General features: G+C 66.2%; 19 protein-coding genes. 8 read left to right on the top strand and 11 right to left on the bottom strand.

From position 1 onward, the window contains the following. Positions 1-38: 38 nt before the first annotated feature. Both yjgA and mog read left to right on the top strand, forming a co-directional pair. On the top strand, positions 39-641 hold the full coding sequence (gene yjgA, locus MRS60_RS05080; protein WP_279388921.1) for a ribosome biogenesis factor YjgA: 603 nt from the start codon (positions 39-41) through the stop codon (positions 639-641). Further along, entirely contained in the window at positions 625-1,233 is a 609-nt protein-coding gene (gene mog, locus MRS60_RS05075; protein WP_243565309.1) for a molybdopterin adenylyltransferase, read from the top strand. Before yjgA ends, mog begins: the two co-directional genes overlap by 17 nt. 34 nt (positions 1,234-1,267) lie before the next feature. Here mog and orn read toward each other — a convergent pair whose 3' ends face one another. Further along, positions 1,268-1,888, bottom strand: coding sequence for an oligoribonuclease (gene orn, locus MRS60_RS05070; RefSeq protein ID WP_034183060.1), 621 nt, complete (start codon positions 1,886-1,888; stop codon positions 1,268-1,270). Positions 1,889-2,006: 118 nt separating this feature from the next. Between orn and MRS60_RS05065 the strand changes: the two genes are divergently transcribed. The 3 genes from MRS60_RS05065 (at position 2,007) to MRS60_RS05055 (ending at position 4,584) form a co-directional block, all read left to right on the top strand. Then, positions 2,007-3,266, top strand: coding sequence for a M48 family metallopeptidase (locus tag MRS60_RS05065; protein ID WP_034183059.1), 1,260 nt, complete (start codon positions 2,007-2,009; stop codon positions 3,264-3,266). Continuing rightward, positions 3,263-4,204 carry a ribosome small subunit-dependent GTPase A gene (rsgA, locus tag MRS60_RS05060; RefSeq protein WP_034183058.1) on the top strand — a complete coding sequence of 314 codons (942 nt, stop codon included), beginning with the start codon at positions 3,263-3,265 and terminating at the stop codon, positions 4,202-4,204. The genes MRS60_RS05065 and rsgA overlap by 4 nt, the downstream gene beginning before the upstream one ends. 62 nt (positions 4,205-4,266) lie before the next feature. Next, positions 4,267-4,584: a hypothetical protein gene (locus MRS60_RS05055; RefSeq protein WP_034183057.1), complete on the top strand. Its 318-nt coding sequence runs from the start codon at positions 4,267-4,269 to the stop codon at positions 4,582-4,584. Between the two features lie 63 nt (positions 4,585-4,647). Here the strand turns inward: MRS60_RS05055 and MRS60_RS05050 are convergent, their stop codons facing one another. The 6 genes from MRS60_RS05050 to rpsP all read right to left on the bottom strand — a co-directional run bounded on the left by MRS60_RS05050 (position 4,648) and on the right by rpsP (position 8,776). Next, the gene (locus MRS60_RS05050; protein WP_034183056.1) at positions 4,648-5,586 is read right to left on the bottom strand and encodes a CobD/CbiB family protein; all 939 of its coding nucleotides are present in this window, start codon (positions 5,584-5,586) and stop codon (positions 4,648-4,650) included. A 120-nt stretch (positions 5,587-5,706) separates the two neighbouring features. Next, positions 5,707-6,393 carry a CoA pyrophosphatase gene (locus tag MRS60_RS05045; RefSeq protein ID WP_034183055.1) on the bottom strand — a complete coding sequence of 229 codons (687 nt, stop codon included), beginning with the start codon at positions 6,391-6,393 and terminating at the stop codon, positions 5,707-5,709. An 87-nt stretch (positions 6,394-6,480) separates the two neighbouring features. Then, positions 6,481-6,873 (bottom strand): 50S ribosomal protein L19, encoded by a 393-nt coding sequence (gene rplS, locus MRS60_RS05040; protein WP_011883860.1) that lies wholly within the window; start codon positions 6,871-6,873, stop codon positions 6,481-6,483. A 132-nt stretch (positions 6,874-7,005) separates the two neighbouring features. After that, positions 7,006-7,800, bottom strand: a complete 795-nt coding sequence (gene trmD, locus MRS60_RS05035) for a tRNA (guanosine(37)-N1)-methyltransferase TrmD (RefSeq protein ID WP_034183054.1) — start codon at positions 7,798-7,800, stop codon at positions 7,006-7,008. A 1-nt stretch (position 7,801) separates the two neighbouring features. Next, positions 7,802-8,479, bottom strand: a complete 678-nt coding sequence (gene rimM / locus MRS60_RS05030) for a ribosome maturation factor RimM (protein ID WP_034183053.1) — start codon at positions 8,477-8,479, stop codon at positions 7,802-7,804. Positions 8,480-8,521: 42 nt separating this feature from the next. Continuing rightward, complete coding sequence (rpsP, locus tag MRS60_RS05025; RefSeq protein WP_006476550.1) at positions 8,522-8,776, bottom strand: 30S ribosomal protein S16; 255 nt, start codon at positions 8,774-8,776, stop codon at positions 8,522-8,524. Between the two features lie 152 nt (positions 8,777-8,928). Here rpsP and MRS60_RS05020 point away from each other — a divergent pair, with 152 nt between their 5' ends. Both MRS60_RS05020 and MRS60_RS05015 read left to right on the top strand, forming a co-directional pair. After that, on the top strand, positions 8,929-10,068 hold the full coding sequence (locus MRS60_RS05020; RefSeq protein ID WP_243565308.1) for a PQQ-dependent sugar dehydrogenase: 1,140 nt from the start codon (positions 8,929-8,931) through the stop codon (positions 10,066-10,068). A gap of 109 nt (positions 10,069-10,177) precedes the next feature. Next, the gene (locus MRS60_RS05015) at positions 10,178-10,645 is read left to right on the top strand and encodes an NINE protein (protein ID WP_034183440.1); all 468 of its coding nucleotides are present in this window, start codon (positions 10,178-10,180) and stop codon (positions 10,643-10,645) included. 52 nt (positions 10,646-10,697) lie between these two features. Here the strand turns inward: MRS60_RS05015 and MRS60_RS05010 are convergent, their stop codons facing one another. Then, positions 10,698-11,876: a PA0069 family radical SAM protein gene (locus tag MRS60_RS05010; RefSeq protein ID WP_034183051.1), complete on the bottom strand. Its 1,179-nt coding sequence runs from the start codon at positions 11,874-11,876 to the stop codon at positions 10,698-10,700. Positions 11,877-11,969: 93 nt separating this feature from the next. Continuing rightward, the gene (locus MRS60_RS05005; RefSeq protein WP_012492860.1) at positions 11,970-12,458 is read right to left on the bottom strand and encodes an Lrp/AsnC ligand binding domain-containing protein; all 489 of its coding nucleotides are present in this window, start codon (positions 12,456-12,458) and stop codon (positions 11,970-11,972) included. 145 nt (positions 12,459-12,603) lie between these two features. On the opposite strand from MRS60_RS05005, the gene MRS60_RS05000 reads away from it, so the two are divergent. Next, positions 12,604-13,890: a D-amino acid dehydrogenase gene (locus tag MRS60_RS05000; RefSeq protein WP_217588093.1), complete on the top strand. Its 1,287-nt coding sequence runs from the start codon at positions 12,604-12,606 to the stop codon at positions 13,888-13,890. 104 nt (positions 13,891-13,994) lie between these two features. Here MRS60_RS05000 and MRS60_RS04995 read toward each other — a convergent pair whose 3' ends face one another. Both MRS60_RS04995 and MRS60_RS04990 read right to left on the bottom strand, forming a co-directional pair. After that, positions 13,995-14,930 (bottom strand): electron transfer flavoprotein subunit alpha/FixB family protein, encoded by a 936-nt coding sequence (locus MRS60_RS04995; protein ID WP_034183049.1) that lies wholly within the window; start codon positions 14,928-14,930, stop codon positions 13,995-13,997. A 16-nt stretch (positions 14,931-14,946) separates the two neighbouring features. Continuing rightward, positions 14,947-15,696, bottom strand: coding sequence for an electron transfer flavoprotein subunit beta/FixA family protein (locus MRS60_RS04990; RefSeq protein WP_047900131.1), 750 nt, complete (start codon positions 15,694-15,696; stop codon positions 14,947-14,949). Positions 15,697-15,699: the final 3 nt, after the last annotated feature.

Genomic DNA, 15,699 nt, shown 5'->3' with positions numbered 1-15,699 from the left:
CAAGCTTGGGGTGTCCGCGCCGCGATACAATGCCGCCCATGACACGCAAAACCCGAATTCAGCCGATCGAGCATGCCGTCGAAGACGACGACAACGGCTACGATCGCCCCAGCAAATCCCAGTTGAAGCGCGAGATGCACGCGCTGCAGGAGCTCGGCCAGGCGCTCGTCGACCTGCCGAAGGACGCGCTCAAGCGCATGCCGATGCCGGAAGCCCTCGCGGACGCCGTTCGCGAGGCGCGCCGGATCACCGATCACGAAGGCAAGCGCCGCCAGCTCCAGTACGTCGGCCGCGTGATGCGCTCGCTGGCCGACGACGAGACGGCCGCGCTGCGCACCGCGCTCGACGCGCAGCGCGGCGTGAACAAGGCCGCGACGGCCCGCCTGCACTGGATCGAACGCACCCGCGAACAGTTGCTCGCCAGCGACGACGCGTTGACCGAATTCCTGCGCCAGCACCCCGACGCCGACATCCAGGAAGGCCGCACGCTGATCCGCAACGCGCGCAAGGAAGCGCAGCAAGGCAAGCCGCCGCGCTATTTCCGCGAGCTGTTCCAGTGGGTCAAGACCGCGAGCGGCACGCCCGGCGGGGATGACGAAGCGGCCGACGACGCCGGAGACGACCATGACGACGAAGCGTAACCACCCGGACGAGCTCGTCGTCGGTCTCGTATCGATCAGCGACCGTGCCAGCACGGGTGTCTATGAAGACAAGGGTATTCCGGCGCTGCAGGAGTGGCTCGCCGGCGCGCTGGTCTCGCCGTGGCGCGCCGAAACCCGGCTGATCCAGGACGACGCGCCGACGATCTCCGCCACGCTCGCCGAGCTCGTCGACGTCGCAGGCTGCGACCTCGTGCTGACGACGGGCGGCACGGGCCCCGCGCGCCGCGACGTGACGCCCGAGGCCACGCTGGCCGTGGCGACGAAGGAAATGCCGGGATTCGGCGAACAGATGCGGCAGATCAGCCTGAATTTCGTGCCGACCGCGATCCTGTCGCGGCAGGTCGCGGTGATTCGCGAGACGGCCGACCATGCGGCGCTGATCATCAACCTGCCCGGCCAGCCGAAGTCGATCCGGGAAACGCTCGAAGGGCTGCGCGACGCCGACGGCAAGTCGACCGTGCCCGGCATCTTCGCCGCGGTGCCCTACTGCATCGACCTGATCGGCGGCCCGTACATCGAGACCGACGCCGCGGTGGTCGCGGCGTTCCGGCCGAAAAGCGCGCAGCGCTGAGCGTGTACCGAGCGCTGAGCGCGTGCCGGCCCGCTCAGGCGGCCGGCGCGGACTCGCCTGCCGACGCCGGCGCGGCCGGAATCAGGAAATGCTCGCGGTAGTACTTCAGCTCGTCGATCGACTCGTGGATGTCCGCGAGCGCCGTGTGCATCGCGCGCTTCTGGAAGCCCTTGTAGATCGCGGGCTGCCAGCGGCGGCACAGCTCCTTGAGCGTGCTGACGTCGAGATTGCGGTAGTGGAAGAATTTCTCGAATTCGGGCATCCAGCGCGCCATGAAACGGCGGTCCTGGCAGATCGAGTTGCCGCACATCGGCGACTTGCCGGGCGACACGTACTGCGCGAGGAACGCCTGCAGCTGCGCGGCGGCTTCCGCCTCGGTCACGGTCGATGCGCGCACGCGGTCGATCAGGCCCGAGCGGCCGTGCGTCGACTTGTTCCAGTCGTCCATCTTCGCGAGCGTTTCGTCGCTCTGGTGGATCGCGAACACGGGGCCTTCGACGGCAACGTCGAGCGTGGAATTGGTCACGACGACCGCGATCTCGATGATGCGGTCGTTATCCGGGTCGAGGCCCGTCATCTCCATGTCGAGCCAGACGAGGTTCAACTCGTTGCGCACGAGCGCGGGCTGGCTGGCGGAAGCGGCGGTATCGGTCATGAGTCATCCTGGAAAATGGCGGACGGCGCGCGGCGCCGCCCGGGCGGCCGGCAACGCATCAGCGGGCCCGGTCCGCAAGAACATATAATTCTCGCATAGAACCCCTTTGGCGCCTTCGATGTCACCCTTTTCGTTCACCCTGTTGTTCGCGCTCGCCGTGCTCGCGATGGTCGTCACCAAGCTGTGGCTCGCGTCGCGGCAGATTCGCTTCGTCGCCGCGCACCGCAACGGCGTGCCGGCGCAGTTCAGCGCAACCATCCCGCTGACCGCCCACCAGCGCGCGGCCGACTATACGGTCGAGCGCACCCGGCTGACGATGCTCGAGATCGTCGTCAGCGCGGCCGTGCTGGTCGGCCTCACGCTGCTCGGCGGCGTCGGCGCGCTCGACACGCTGCTGACCGGCTGGCTCGGCCGCGGTTACGGGCAGCAGGTCGCGCTCGTCGCCGCGGTGCTCGTGATCACGAGCGTGATCGACGTCCCGTTCGAGTATTACCGCCAGTTCGGGATCGAGCAGCGTTTCGGCTTCAACCGGATGACGAAGCGGCTGTTCTTCACCGACATGCTGAAGAACACGCTGCTCGGCGCCGCGCTCGGCCTGCCGCTGCTGTTCGCCGTGCTGTGGCTGATGAACCAGGCCGGCAGCCTGTGGTGGCTGTGGACCTGGATCGTCTGGGTCGCGTTCCAGATGCTCGTGCTGCTGATCTACCCGACCTTCATCGCACCGCTCTTCAACAAGTTCGAGCCGCTGAAGGACGACGCGCTGCGCTTGCGCATCGAGTCGCTGATGAAGCGCTGCGGCTTCGCGGCGAAGGGGCTGTTCGTGATGGACGGCAGCCGCCGCTCCGCGCACGGCAACGCGTACTTCACGGGCTTTGGCGCATCGAAGCGGATCGTGTTCTTCGACACGCTGCTCGCGCGCCTGTCCGGCCAGGAAATCGAAGCCGTGCTCGCGCACGAACTCGGCCATTTCAAGCGCCGCCACGTGATGAAGCGGATGCTCGTGTCGTTCGTGCTGAGCCTCGTGCTGCTCGCACTGCTCGGCTGGCTGGCGCAGCGCACCTGGTTCTATACGGGGCTCGGCGTCACGCCGTCGCTCGACACGAGCAATGCAGGCGCCGCGCTCGTGCTGTTCTTCCTCGCCATTCCGGTGTTCCTGTTCTTCGCGACGCCGTTCAGCAGCCTCACGTCGCGCAAGCACGAATTCGAGGCCGACGCGTTCGCGGCCAGCCAGACCGACGCGCAGGATCTCGTCAGCGCGCTCGTGAAACTCTACGAGGACAACGCGTCGACGCTGACGCCCGACCCCGTCTACACGGCCTTCTACTACTCGCATCCGCCCGCATCGCAGCGGATCGACCGCCTGCTGCAGCTCGCATGAGCCGGCCGCCTTCCCGCAAGCCGGCCCCGCGCGCGTCGGGCGCGCAACGTGTCGAAGGCCGCGTGATCGCGGCGCACGGCCGCCACTACATCGTCGCGCCCGACGACGGCGGCCCGATGCTGCAGTGCTTCCCGCGCGGCAAGAAGAGCGACATCGCGGTCGGCGACCGCGTCGTGTACGAACACGCGTCGGCCGACCAGGGCGTGATCGTCGAGATCGGCGAGCGGCGCAACCTGCTGTACCGTTCCGACCAGTTCAAGTCGAAGCTCTTCGCGGCCAACCTCGACCAGTTGCTGATCGTGCTCGCGACCGAACCCTATTTCAGCGAAGACCTGCTCGGCCGCGCGCTGATCGCCGCCGAGGCGAACGAGCTGAAACCGCTCGTCGTGCTGAACAAGATCGACGTCGAAGCTGCGCTGCCGGTCGCGCGCGAGCGCCTCGCGCCGTACCGCGCACTCGGCTACGACGTGCTCGAACTGTCGGTAAAGGGCTCGCCCGACGACGCGCGCGCGCAACTGATGCCGCACCTCGCCGGCCATTCGACGATCCTGCTCGGCCAGTCCGGGATGGGCAAGTCGACGCTCGTGAACCTGCTGGTTCCCGACGCCGAAGCCGCGACGCGCGAGATCTCGGCCGCGCTCAACAGCGGCCGCCACACGACGACGTTCACGCGCCTCTACCCGCTGGAGGGCGGCGGCGCGCTGATCGATTCGCCGGGCTTCCAGGAGTTCGGCCTCTACCATCTGACGGAAGGCCGTCTCGAGCGCGCATTTCCGGAGTTCCGGCCTCTGCTCGCGGACTGCCGTTTCTATAATTGTCATCATCTGCACGAGCCCGGCTGCGCGATTCTCGAAGCGGTCGACGACGGCCGCATCGCGCCGTCGCGGCACGCGCTGTATGCGCAGCTCGTGCACGAGGCGAGCCAGATCGTCCGCTGATCGCGCGACAGGCGCGCGGCGGCCAATGCCGTTCGGGCCGGCCTTCATCGACAGGAGCCGCCATGCGTTTCAAGGCACCCGATCTTGCGACGGCGCAGCATTGGGCCAACGTGCTCCAGGTGGCCGGCGTCGGTTGCGAGCTGCATAACTGCTACGCGACCGGCGCACTCGGCGGCCTGCCCGCCGACGCGTGCACGCCCGAGCTGTGGCTCGACGACGAACGCGACGACGCGCTCGCTCGCCGGCTGCTCGATGCCGCGTCGCACGGCCCGTCGGCCGGCGCCGCGCCGTGGCGCTGCCGACAGTGCGGCGAAGCGCTCGAGGCCCAGTTCACGGCGTGCTGGCAATGCGGTGCCGTGCGCGATCCGCTCGACGACTGACCCACAGCAAAAAGGCCGGCATCAAGCCGGCCTTTGCCTTTCATCGGGCGCTGCGCGGCCCCGTCACGACACCCAGACGGCAAGCGTCAGCATCAGCAGCAGGATCATCCACAGGATCACCGCACGCCAGACGAGACCGACCGCCGACTGCAGCGTACGCGGCGTGCAATCGTCACCGACCGTCAACGGACCGCTGTCGCCGACCGCCAGCGCGTCGAGGCTCGACGGTTCCGCGAGCGGCCCCGCGAGACGCGCACCGAGCGCCCCGCTGCCGGCTGCCAGCAGCACGCCGTCGTTCGGGTCGGGCCACTGGCGCGTGTGGTTGCGCCACGCGTAGATCGCATCCTCGAAATTGCCGACGATCGCGAAGCCGAGTGCGGTCAGTCGCGCGGGAATCCAGTCGATCACGAAGAACGCGCGTTGCGCGAACGTCGAGAAAGCGGCCGTGCGCTCGTCGCCCGGCGTCGACCAGCTGCGCGCGAGGTATTCGGAAATCCGGTACAGCACGGCGCCGGCCGGCCCGATCGGCAGCACATACCAGAAGAACACGCCGAACACGTGGCGATGCGATGCGACAACCGCGTGAATCAGCGTATGGCGGACGATTTCGCCGACCGGCATGTCGACCGTGTCGATGCCCGTCCACTCGCGCAGGATTTCGCGCGCGCGCGGCACGTCGTCGTTGTTGAGCGCGAGATGGATGTCGGTGAAGTAATGGCTGAACTGTCGGAAGCCAAGCGTGAAATACACGACGACCACGTTCCACAGGAACGCGAGCACGAAGCTCACCTTGTACAGCAGGAAATAGATCAGTGCGACGACCAGCACCCAGGGCAGCACGACCGCGAGCCACGCGAGGATGCCGTGCTTCTGCTTGCCGGCGTCGAGGCCATGCGCGACGGTTTCCGCATGAAACTGGAACAGCGCGAACACCGGATTGTTCGGCGACAACGCGCGGACCTGTTCGATGATGAGGGCAAGGAGAACCGAAAAGAAAGTCATGCGTGGCGCCGTCTTCGGAGTTATGTCATTTTTTGCATAACGATAGCACAGCGTAAGCCGAGCATGGCTGCCGACGCAGCCGCCCGGCGGCCGGCCGCGCGCATGTGCCGGTATGCGCGTCTATGCAGCGGCCAAGAAGCGGTACAGATTGCGAAACATGGCGGCAGTTGCGCCCCAGATGAAGTAATGCCCGCCCGGTTCGCCGTTCGGATAGGGCATCGCAAAAAAACGACGCTCGCCGCCTTCCCAGCGAAACACGCGGACCTGATGGTTCGCGGGATTCATCAGGAACGCGAGCGGCACCTCGAAGATCTCGGCGACTTCGAACGTGTCGGCCTGCACGGTGAACGGCGGATGCACGAGGCCAACCACCGGCGCCACGCAGAAGCCGGTGCCGGTCAGGTAGTCGGGCAACGCGCCGAGGATCTCGACGCGTTCGGCGGCCAGCCCGATCTCTTCCTTCGCTTCGCGCAACGCGGTGGCGGTCGCGTCGCGATCGAACGGTTCGCGACGGCCGCCGGGAAAGCTGATCTGCCCGGCGTGGTCGTTCAGGTGATCGGCGCGCTGGGTCAGCAGCACGGTGAGGCCCGACTCGCGGGTGACGAGCGGCACGAGAACGGCCGCGCTGCGCGGATCGACGCCTTCCTGCAGCCTCGCCTCTCCGGGCTCGACGTTCCAGTCGAGCGTGCGCGCGAAACGATCGCGCAAGCCGGACGGCGTCATCAGGCGGGGATCGATGGCGGGCAGGCCGGCGCCGGTGCCTTCGACCGGCAATACTTCGGGATCGATGATGGGGCGGCGGTTCAATGGGGCTCTCTGGTTCGTGTCGTATCGAGCATATTGTCGCGCCAGAATGAAAAAAGCACCCGGTCGGGTGCTTTTTCCTTACAGCTCTTACTCTTGGGAAGCTGCTGCGGTGCGATCCTTCGACACCAGCTTTTCCTTGATACGAGCCGACTTGCCCGAACGCTCGCGCAGGTAGTACAGCTTCGCGCGACGCACATCACCGCGGCGCTTCACGACGATGCTTGCCAGCAGCGGCGAGTACGTCTGGAACGTACGCTCGACGCCTTCGCCCGACGAGATCTTGCGGACGATGAAGTTCGAGTTCAGGCCACGGTTGCGAATTGCGATCACGACGCCTTCGTAAGCCTGAACGCGCTTGCGGTTACCTTCAACCACGTTCACGTTCACGATCACCGTGTCGCCCGGGGCGAATTCGGGGATCGTCTTGCCGGCGAGCGCGCGCTCGATTTCTTCCTGCTCAAGTTTTGCGATGAGGTTCATCACTGACTCCTATTGCCATCGTGTCGGCGTTTGCACCTGCCTGCTCCCAGGCCGGCCCCGATAGAGGATGGATTCACATCAGGCACCGCGCACGCATGCACGGCACCGCCAATTCCCGCCCGCGACGCCGCCTCAGGAGGCGTCCTTCGCTTCGCGTGCGAGGTTCGCGAGCCATGCCTCGTCAGCACGGCTCAACAACTTTTCGCGACGCGCCCGGACGATCAGGTCCGGCCGCTTCCGCAACGTATTCCGCAATGCTTCCTGGCGACGCCACCGCTCGATCTCGGCATGATGCCCGCCGAGCAGCACGTCCGGCACGCGCACGCCGTCGTATTCCTCGGGGCGCGTGTAGTGCGGACAATCGAGCAGGCCGTCGACGAAACTGTCCTGCACGGCCGACTGCGAATCGTTCAGCACACCAGGCAGCAACCGCACGACCGCATCCATCATCGCCATCGCCGGCAGTTCCCCGCCGGACAGCACGAAATCGCCGAGGCTGATTTCCTCGTCGACGCAACGGTCGAGCAGGCGCTGGTCGATCGCTTCATAGCGGCCGCACAGCACGACGACACCCGGCTCCTGTGCCATCCGCACCGCTCGCTCGTGCGTGAGCGGCGCGCCCTGCGGCGACATCATCACGACGCGCGTGCTCGCGATGCCCTGCTCCGCCTGCGCTGCTTTCGCGGCGCCGATCGCAGCTTCGAGCGGCCTGGCCAGCATTACCATGCCCGGACCGCCGCCGTACGGACGATCGTCGACCGTGCGGTAGTTGTCCGTCGTGAAATCACGCGGGTTCCAGGTGCGCAGCCCGAAGCGCCCTTGCTTGACGGCCCGGCTGGTGATTCCCCAGTCGGTCAGTGCGCGGAACATCTCGGGAAAGAGCGTGACGACGTCGAACTGCACCGCGCTCTCGGTAACCTGGTTCATTTCAGTAATCGGCTTCCCAGTCGACGACGATGCGACGCGCCGCCTGGTCCACCGTTTTGACGTATACGCCGACAAACGGAATCAACCGTTCATCGGTGGTCGGCTGACCGTCTTTGCCGGTCGCCGGATACTCGACACGCATGATCGAATGCACGCCGTTGTCGATCATCCCGCTCACCTTCCCGAGCGCCACCGATTGCTCGTTGACGACTTCGAGACCGATCAGGTCGACCCAATAGAATTCGTCCGCGGCCAATGCCGGGAAATCTTCCCGGCGCACGAACACGCGAAAGCCGCGCATGGCCAGCGCGGCATCGCGGTCGCTGACGCCCGCGGGTTGCGCAACGACCGTGTCGCTGTGCGTCTTCGACTGCATGATGCGGACGGAAAGCCGCTCCGCACCGCGTTCCAGCCACCAGCGGCGCGCGTTGAGCAACGCGTCGCCGCCGCGACCGGCATCGGCATGCGTCGCCACCTTGATCCAGCCCTTCAGGCCGTAGGCGTCGACCACCGCCCCGACCTCGACGGCATCGTCGGGCCAGGCCTGCGTCGCTTCGAGGCTACCCTGTTCGGCAGCCTGACCGGCGTTCGCGACAACGTCGCGCTCGACCGGCTTGCGGACGAATGCGCCGAATGACGCACGCCCGCGCCTTGCATTACCGGAATCGTGACCCGCCATCAATGCACCTCACAGCCGGCACGACCGGCACACCGTGCCATGTTAGGCAGCCGGTTGCGCCTTTTGCGCTTCCTTCACGAGACGCTGGACGGTCGGCGACAGTTGCGCGCCAACACCTTGCCAGTACGTCAGGCGGTCCTGAGCGATACGCAGCGATTCGCCCTTCGTAGCGACCGGGTTGTAGAAGCCGACGCGCTCGATGAAGCGGCCGTCACGACGGTTACGCGAATCGGTAGCAACGATGTTGTAGAACGGGCGCTTCTTCGAGCCGCCACGAGCCAGACGGATGATAACCATATGATGTCCTTCGGAAAACCGGGTTCGAAACTACTGAAACACGCGATTATAGCCGGAAACCAGAGGCACAACAAACACTTACGCGCAAAAAATCCGCGGACGGCCTGCCAGCCGGGCATACAATCGTCGTGTCCAGGACGCTCCCGACCGTCATGCCGCTCCTTCGCGCCGCCCCGACGCGCCGCGCTCAGCACCGTTTCATCACGCTGCTCGCCGGCCTTGCCTGCCTCGCGTCCGCTACGGCGTTCGCCGCAACGTTGCCGGTCGATGAACTGGTCGTGCCGCCCGGCTTCCACGTGCAAGTGCTGACCGACGCAGTACCGACCGCACGCGAAATGGCGTGGTCGCCGCGCGGCATCCTGTATGTCGGCACGCGGGAAGGCCGCGTGCATGCGTTCGAGATGCACGAGGGCCGGATCAGCGCGCGCCACGTGATCGCGTCCGGACTCGACATGCCCGTCGGCGTAGCCTACCGCGACGGTGCGCTCTATATATCAGCCGTGTCGCGCATCCTGCGCCTCGATCGCATCGACGACCGGCTCGCCAAGCCACCGCCCCCTGTCGTCGTGACCGACGCGCTGCCGACCGACCACCATCACGGCTGGAAATTCATCGCGTTCGGCCCCGACGGCAAGCTTTACGTGCCGACCGGCGCACCGTGCAACGTCTGCCTCGCCGATCGCAGCCGCTACGCGATCATCGCACGCATGAAGGCCGACGGCAGCGGAAGCGAGGTCGTCGCCCGCGGCGTGCGCAATACGGCCGGCTTCGCATGGCACCCCGATTCGGGCGAGCTCTGGTTTACCGACAACGGGCGCGACATGATGGGCGACGACGTGCCCGATGACAAGCTGAACCGCGCGCCGCGCGCCGGCCTCGACTTCGGTTTTCCGTACTGCCATGGCGGCGATACGCCCGACCCCGAATTCGGCAGCGCCGACGTATGCCGCCGTTATGTGCCGCCCGTATTGAAACTCGGCGCACACGTCGCGGCGCTCGGCATGCGCTTCTATACCGGGCCGATGTTTCCCGCGTCGTATCGCAATAACATGTTCATTGCCGAACACGGTTCGTGGAACCGCAGCACGAAGGTCGGCTACCGCGTAATGCGCGTCGTCGTATCGGCAAACGGCAGCCAGGCGCGCCAGACCCCGTTCGTCACGGGCTGGCTGCGGCCCGACGGCACAGTGTGGGGACGCCCGGCCGACGTGCTGCCGCTGCCGGACGGTTCGCTGCTCGTCAGCGACGACTACGCAGGTGCAATCTATCGCGTGACCTATGCGGCACCTTGACGCAGGCCGGGGGTGACCGGGCCCGACCGGGCATCGTAGAATGCGTGCCGGGCCGCGCGCCCGCGCCGGCCCGCCGGCCGCCCATGCCAACGACAATACGCCGCCATCCATGTCCAGCAGCACCGCACCGTCCCGCCGCTTCCGTTCCAAGACGCTCACCGCCGCCCTCGCATTCCTGTTCGGATCGCTCGGCGCGCACCGCTTCTATCTGTACGGCTTTCGCGACGTGTACGGCTGGGCACACCTGCTCGCGACGATCGTCGGCATCCCTGGCTTCCTGCTGCTCGCGGCGACCCAGCGCAGCGCCGGCCTCGGCTGGTGGCTCGCGGTACCCGGCGCAATCTCGCTGCTGGCGGCGTTCCTCGCCGCACTCGTCTACGGGCTGCGCCCCGACGAAAAGTGGGACGCGCAATTCAATGCGGAGACAGGCAAGCACAGCCGGTCGGGCTGGACCGTGATCTTTGTCGTGATCTTCTCGCTGCTGATCGGTGCGTTCCTGCTGATGACCGCGCTCGCGCTGTCGTTCCAGACGTATTTCGAATCGCAGGTCGAAGCAGCGAAGCAGATTTCGCAGTAAGCGCAACGAGCGCGACGCACCGGCGCCGACGAGCACCGGTATTGCGCGCCAGTCAGAACAGGTTCAACTGCATGTCGTCGCGCAACTTCGCGCCGGCGGTGCGCACTGCTACGCGCGGCGCCGGCACTGCGGCGGCCGGCGCGCCGCGAAACTGCGACAGATCGAGGATGCCGTTCGTGCGCTCGTTCAGCCCGAGCCGCTTGACGGCCTGGCGGAAACGCTGCCGCAACAGGTCGGCCCAGATCCCCTCGCCCTTCATCCGTTTCGAGAAATCCGAGTCGTAGTCTTTCCCGCCGCGCATGTCGCGCACGCGGTTCATCACGCGTTCCGCGCGATCGGGAAAATGCGCGGCGAGCCAGTTCTTGAACAGCGGCGCGACCTCCCACGGCAACCGCAGGATGATGTAGCTCGCGTGCGTCGCGCCCGCTTCCGCGCACGCTTCGAGCACGCGCTCCATGTCGGGCTCGGTGACGAACGGAATCACCGGTGCAATGCTCACGCCGACCGGCACGCCCGCATCGCGCAGCGCGCGGATCGTGCGCAACCGGCGCGCCGGCGTCGCCGCCCGCGGCTCGAGCGTGCGCGAGAGATCGGCATCGAGCGTCGTGATCGTGACTGCCGCCATCACCTGCCTACGCTCCGCCATCGGTGCAAGCAGGTCGAGATCGCGCTCGATCAGCGACGATTTCGTGATCGCGGCGAACGGCAACCCGCGATCGTGCATCACCTGGATCACGCTGCGCGTGATGCGCAGGTCGCGCTCGACCGGCTGGTAGGCGTCGGTGTTGACGCCGAGCGCGATCGGCTCAGGCACGTAGCGCTTGCGCGAAATCTCGCGCTCGAGCAGTTCGGCCGCATTGACCTTCGCGTAGATGCGGCTTTCGAAATCGAGCCCCGGCGACAGGCCGAGATAGCTGTGCGTCGGCCGCGCGAAGCAGTAGATGCAGCCGTGCTCGCAACCGCGATACGGATTGAGCGATACGCTGAACGGAATATCTGGCGACTGGTTATGCGTCAGGATGCTCTTCGCACGCTCCTCGAACACCTGCGTGCGCAGCGGCGCGGGGAAGTCGGCGTCGTCCGACTCGTGCGTCCAGCCGTCGTCGACCGCTTCGCGCTGCGCGAGCTCGTACCGCCCCTGCAAGTTGTCGACCGCACCGCGCCCCTTGCGGGGCACGGGCGGCGCTACCGGAAATTCGTTGTCGGACCGATCGTCCATGTGCCCACCCATTCGCCTGCGCCCAATACTGTACATTTATACAGTATTGGGCGCAGCATGCCAAGGGCGGGATAAGGGGCCCGTTAACGGGCCGCCGGCGCGTCGTCACTCGCCGACCGCGATCGTCAGCGTCTCCTTGATTTCCTCCATCACGACATAGCTCTTCGACTGCACGGCGCCGGGCAACTGCAGCAGGATGTCGCCGAGCAGCTTACGGTAGTCGGCCATCTCGCCGATCCGCGCCTTGATCAGATAGTCGAAATCGCCGGATACGAGGTGGCATTCGAGTACCTCGTCGATCTTCATCACTTCCCGACGAAATTGCTCGAACATGTTGCCGCCCTTGTGGCCGAGCGTGATCTCGACGAACACCAGCAGCGCGGCACCCAGCTGGCCCGGGTCGACCCGTGCGTGATAGCCGGTGATCACGCCGTCCCGCTCCATGCGCCGCACGCGCTCGATGCACGGCGTGACGGTCAATCCGACCTGTTCCGCGAGGTCCTTCATCGCCATCCGGCCGTCGTCCTGGAGCAGTTTGAGGATGCGCCGGTCGAGCTTGTCGAGCGAGCGTACGGGCTGACGTTGCGTTCTCATTTGTTTATGCTGAAAACCTGAAAAATACGATAACAAAACCTGCACATTCGACAATACCATAGCTCAAAAAACTAGATCAGCTAGAGGTTACACGGAGCCGCGGGTGCGTCCGGCCTCGATCTGATCCCTTCGATCTGGAGCAGCTATGCGAGTCGTCATTCTGGGCAGCGGTGTGGTGGGCGTGGCAAGCGCGTATTACCTCGCGCGCGCCGGTCATGAAGTCACGGTGATCGACCGGGAAGCCGGCCCGGCGCTCGAGACGAGCTTCGCGAACGCAGGCCAGATCTCCCCCGGCTATGCGGCGCCCTGGGCCGCGCCCGGCGTGCCGCTGAAGGCCGTCAAGTGGATGTTCGAAAAGCATGCGCCGCTCGCGATCCGTCTCGACGGCACGCGCTTCCAGCTCCAGTGGATGTGGCAGATGCTGCGCAACTGCACGACCGAGCGCTATGCAGTCAACAAGGGCCGCATGGTCCGCCTCGCCGAATACAGCCGCGACTGCCTGCAGGCGCTACGCGCCGACACCGGCATCCAGTACGAAGGGCGCACGGGCGGCACGCTGCAGCTGTTCCGCACGCAGCAGCAACTCGACGGCGCGGCGAAGGACATCGCCGTGCTGCAGGAAGCGAACGTGCCGTTCGAACTGCTGTCGCCGGACGACCTGAAGAATGCCGAACCGGCACTCGCCGCGGTATCGCACAAGCTGACGGGCGGCCTGCGCCTGCCGGGCGACGAAACGGGCGATTGCCAGCTGTTCACGACGCGCCTCGCGGCGCTCGCCGAATCGCTCGGCGTCAAGTTCCGCTACAACACGCCGATCGACGCGCTCGCGATTGCCGGCGGCAAGATCGCCGGCGTGCAATGCGGCAGCGAGATGGTGCGCGCGGACGCGTACGTCGTCGCGCTCGGTTCGTACTCGACCAGCTTCATCTCGAACCTGATGAAGATCCCGGTCTATCCGCTGAAGGGCTATTCGATCACCGCGCCGATCGTCAACGAAGCGGCCGCGCCCGTGTCGACCGTGCTCGACGAGACCTACAAGATCGCGATCACGCGCTTCGACCAGCGCATCCGCGTCGGCGGCATGGCGGAAATCGTCGGCTTCGACAAGAACCTGCGCGCCGCGCGCCGCGAAACGCTCGAGATGTGCGTGAACGACCTGTTCCCGGGCGGCGGCGATACGTCGAAGGCGACGTTCTGGACGGGCCTGCGCCCGATGACGCCGGACGGCACACCGATCGTCGGCCGCACGCCGGTGTCGAACCTGTTCCTGAACACCGGCCACGGCACGCTCGGCTGGACGATGTCGTGCGGTTCGGGCCAACTGCTCGCAGACCTGATCTCGGGCAAGAAGCCGGCGATCCAGGCCGACGACCTGTCGGTGCATCGCTACCTGAAGGAAGTGACCGGCCAGACGCGCCCGGCATACGCATAAGCCGCGGCGGCCCGCAGCAATGCGGGTCGGCCGGCATCGAAAAAAAAGGGGCGCTCGTAGCGCCCCCTTTTTCCGTGTGCTTACCGCTGAAGCGGCACGCCGCGTCAGCCGAGCTCGGCCACGAGTTCCGGCACGAGCGTGAACAGATCGCCGACGAGGCCGTAGTCGGCCACGCTGAAGATCGGCGCTTCCGGATCCTTGTTGATCGCGACGATCACCTTCGAATCCTTCATGCCGGCCAGATGCTGGATCGCACCCGAGATGCCGACCGCGATGTACAGCTGCGGTGCGACGATCTTGCCGGTCTGGCCGACCTGGTAGTCGTTCGGTACGTAGCCCGCGTCGACTGCCGCGCGCGATGCGCCGAGTGCGGCCGACAGCTTGTCCGCCAGCGGCTCGAGCACCTTCGTGTAGTTCTCGCCGCTGCCCAGACCGCGGCCACCCGACACGATGATGCTTGCCGACGTCAGTTCCGGACGGTCCAGCTTCGTCACTTCACGGCTCACGAACTGCGACTTGCCTGCGTCGGCTGCCGCTTCGATCTTCTCGACCGAAGCGCTGCCGCCTTCCGCTGCAACCGGATCGAAACCCGTCGCGCGCACCGTGATGACCTTGATCGGGTCGCTCGACTGCACCGTCGCGATTGCGTTGCCTGCGTAGATCGGACGCTCGAACGTATCGGCCGAATCGACCGCCGTGATGTCCGAAATCTGCGCGACGTCCAGCTTCGCCGCGATACGCGGCGCGATGTTCTTGCCGTACGCCGTCGCCGGCGCGAGGATGTGCGAGTAGTCCTTCGCGATGTTCAGCGCGGTCGCTTCGACGTTTTCCGCGAGGCCCGCTTCGAGCTGCGGCGCGTCGGCCAGCAGCACCTTCGACACACCTGCAATCTTCGCTGCTGCGTCTGCAGCCGCTTGCGCGTTGTGGCCCGCGACCAGCACGTGAATGTCACCGCCGATCTTCGCCGCCGCTGCCACCGTGTTCAGCGTCGCGGCCTTGATCGACGCGTTGTCGTGTTCTGCAATCACCAGAATCGTCATTTCTTTCCGCTCCCTCTTACAGCACCTTGGCTTCGGTCTTCAGCTTCTCGACCAGCGTCTTCACGTCCGGCACCTTCACGCCGGCCGCACGCTTCGGCGGCTCGACCACCTTCAGCGTCTTCAGACGCGGCGCGACGTCCACGCCCAGGTCTTCCGGCTTCACGGTTTCCAGCGGCTTCTTCTTCGCCTTCATGATGTTCGGCAGCGTCACGTAGCGCGGCTCGTTCAGGCGCAGGTCGGTCGTGATCACCGCCGGCAGCGTCAGCGACAGCGTTTCCGCGCCGCCGTCGACTTCACGCGCAACCGTCGCCTTGCCGTCGGCAACCGTCACCTTCGACGCGAACGTCGCTTGCGGCAGGCCGGCCAGCGCGGCCAGCATCTGGCCCGTCTGGTTCGAATCGTCGTCGATCGCCTGCTTGCCGAGGATCACCAGTTGCGGCTGTTCCTTGTCGACCAGCGCCTTCAGGATCTTCGCGACGGCCAGCGGCTCGACGCTGTCGGTCGACTCGACCAGGATCGCGCGATCCGCACCGATCGCCAGCGCCGTGCGCAGCGTTTCCTGCGCCTGCGTGACGCCCACCGACACCGCGATCACTTCGGTCGCGACGCCCGCTTCCTTCAGGCGCACGGCCTCTTCAACGGCGATCTCGTCGAACGGGTTCATCGACATCTTCACGTTCGCGATGTCGACGCCCGTGTTGTCCGACTTCACGCGGACCTTCACGTTGTAATCGACCACTCTTTTCACTGGCACCAGGATTTTCATGCA

Origin of the sequence: Burkholderia pyrrocinia (assembly GCF_022809715.1) — a bacterium.
Classification (GTDB): domain Bacteria; phylum Pseudomonadota; class Gammaproteobacteria; order Burkholderiales; family Burkholderiaceae; genus Burkholderia; species Burkholderia pyrrocinia_C.
The sequence above is the reverse complement of the archived record's forward strand: the minus strand, read 5'-3'. Positions and strand labels throughout refer to the sequence as shown.

Bases quoted from the DNA above. Each gene is read 5' to 3' on its own strand.
- yjgA (WP_279388921.1), top strand. From the start codon at position 39: ATGACACGCAAAACCCGAATTCAGCCGATCGAGCATGCCGTCGAAGAC.
- mog (WP_243565309.1), top strand. From the start codon at position 625: ATGACGACGAAGCGTAACCACCCGGACGAGCTCGTCGTCGGTCTCGTA.
- orn (WP_034183060.1), bottom strand. From the start codon at position 1,888: ATGACCGATACCGCCGCTTCCGCCAGCCAGCCCGCGCTCGTGCGCAAC.
- MRS60_RS05065 (WP_034183059.1), top strand. From the start codon at position 2,007: ATGTCACCCTTTTCGTTCACCCTGTTGTTCGCGCTCGCCGTGCTCGCG.
- rsgA (WP_034183058.1), top strand. From the start codon at position 3,263: ATGAGCCGGCCGCCTTCCCGCAAGCCGGCCCCGCGCGCGTCGGGCGCG.
- MRS60_RS05055 (WP_034183057.1), top strand. From the start codon at position 4,267: ATGCGTTTCAAGGCACCCGATCTTGCGACGGCGCAGCATTGGGCCAAC.
- MRS60_RS05050 (WP_034183056.1), bottom strand. From the start codon at position 5,586: ATGACTTTCTTTTCGGTTCTCCTTGCCCTCATCATCGAACAGGTCCGC.
- rplS (WP_011883860.1), bottom strand. From the start codon at position 6,873: ATGAACCTCATCGCAAAACTTGAGCAGGAAGAAATCGAGCGCGCGCTC.
- trmD (WP_034183054.1), bottom strand. From the start codon at position 7,800: ATGAACCAGGTTACCGAGAGCGCGGTGCAGTTCGACGTCGTCACGCTC.
- rimM (WP_034183053.1), bottom strand. From the start codon at position 8,479: ATGGCGGGTCACGATTCCGGTAATGCAAGGCGCGGGCGTGCGTCATTC.
- rpsP (WP_006476550.1), bottom strand. From the start codon at position 8,776: ATGGTTATCATCCGTCTGGCTCGTGGCGGCTCGAAGAAGCGCCCGTTC.
- MRS60_RS05020 (WP_243565308.1), top strand. From the start codon at position 8,929: ATGCCGCTCCTTCGCGCCGCCCCGACGCGCCGCGCTCAGCACCGTTTC.
- MRS60_RS05015 (WP_034183440.1), top strand. From the start codon at position 10,178: ATGTCCAGCAGCACCGCACCGTCCCGCCGCTTCCGTTCCAAGACGCTC.
- MRS60_RS05010 (WP_034183051.1), bottom strand. From the start codon at position 11,876: ATGGGTGGGCACATGGACGATCGGTCCGACAACGAATTTCCGGTAGCG.
- MRS60_RS05005 (WP_012492860.1), bottom strand. From the start codon at position 12,458: ATGAGAACGCAACGTCAGCCCGTACGCTCGCTCGACAAGCTCGACCGG.
- MRS60_RS05000 (WP_217588093.1), top strand. From the start codon at position 12,604: ATGCGAGTCGTCATTCTGGGCAGCGGTGTGGTGGGCGTGGCAAGCGCG.
- MRS60_RS04995 (WP_034183049.1), bottom strand. From the start codon at position 14,930: ATGACGATTCTGGTGATTGCAGAACACGACAACGCGTCGATCAAGGCC.
- MRS60_RS04990 (WP_047900131.1), bottom strand. From the start codon at position 15,696: ATGAAAATCCTGGTGCCAGTGAAAAGAGTGGTCGATTACAACGTGAAG.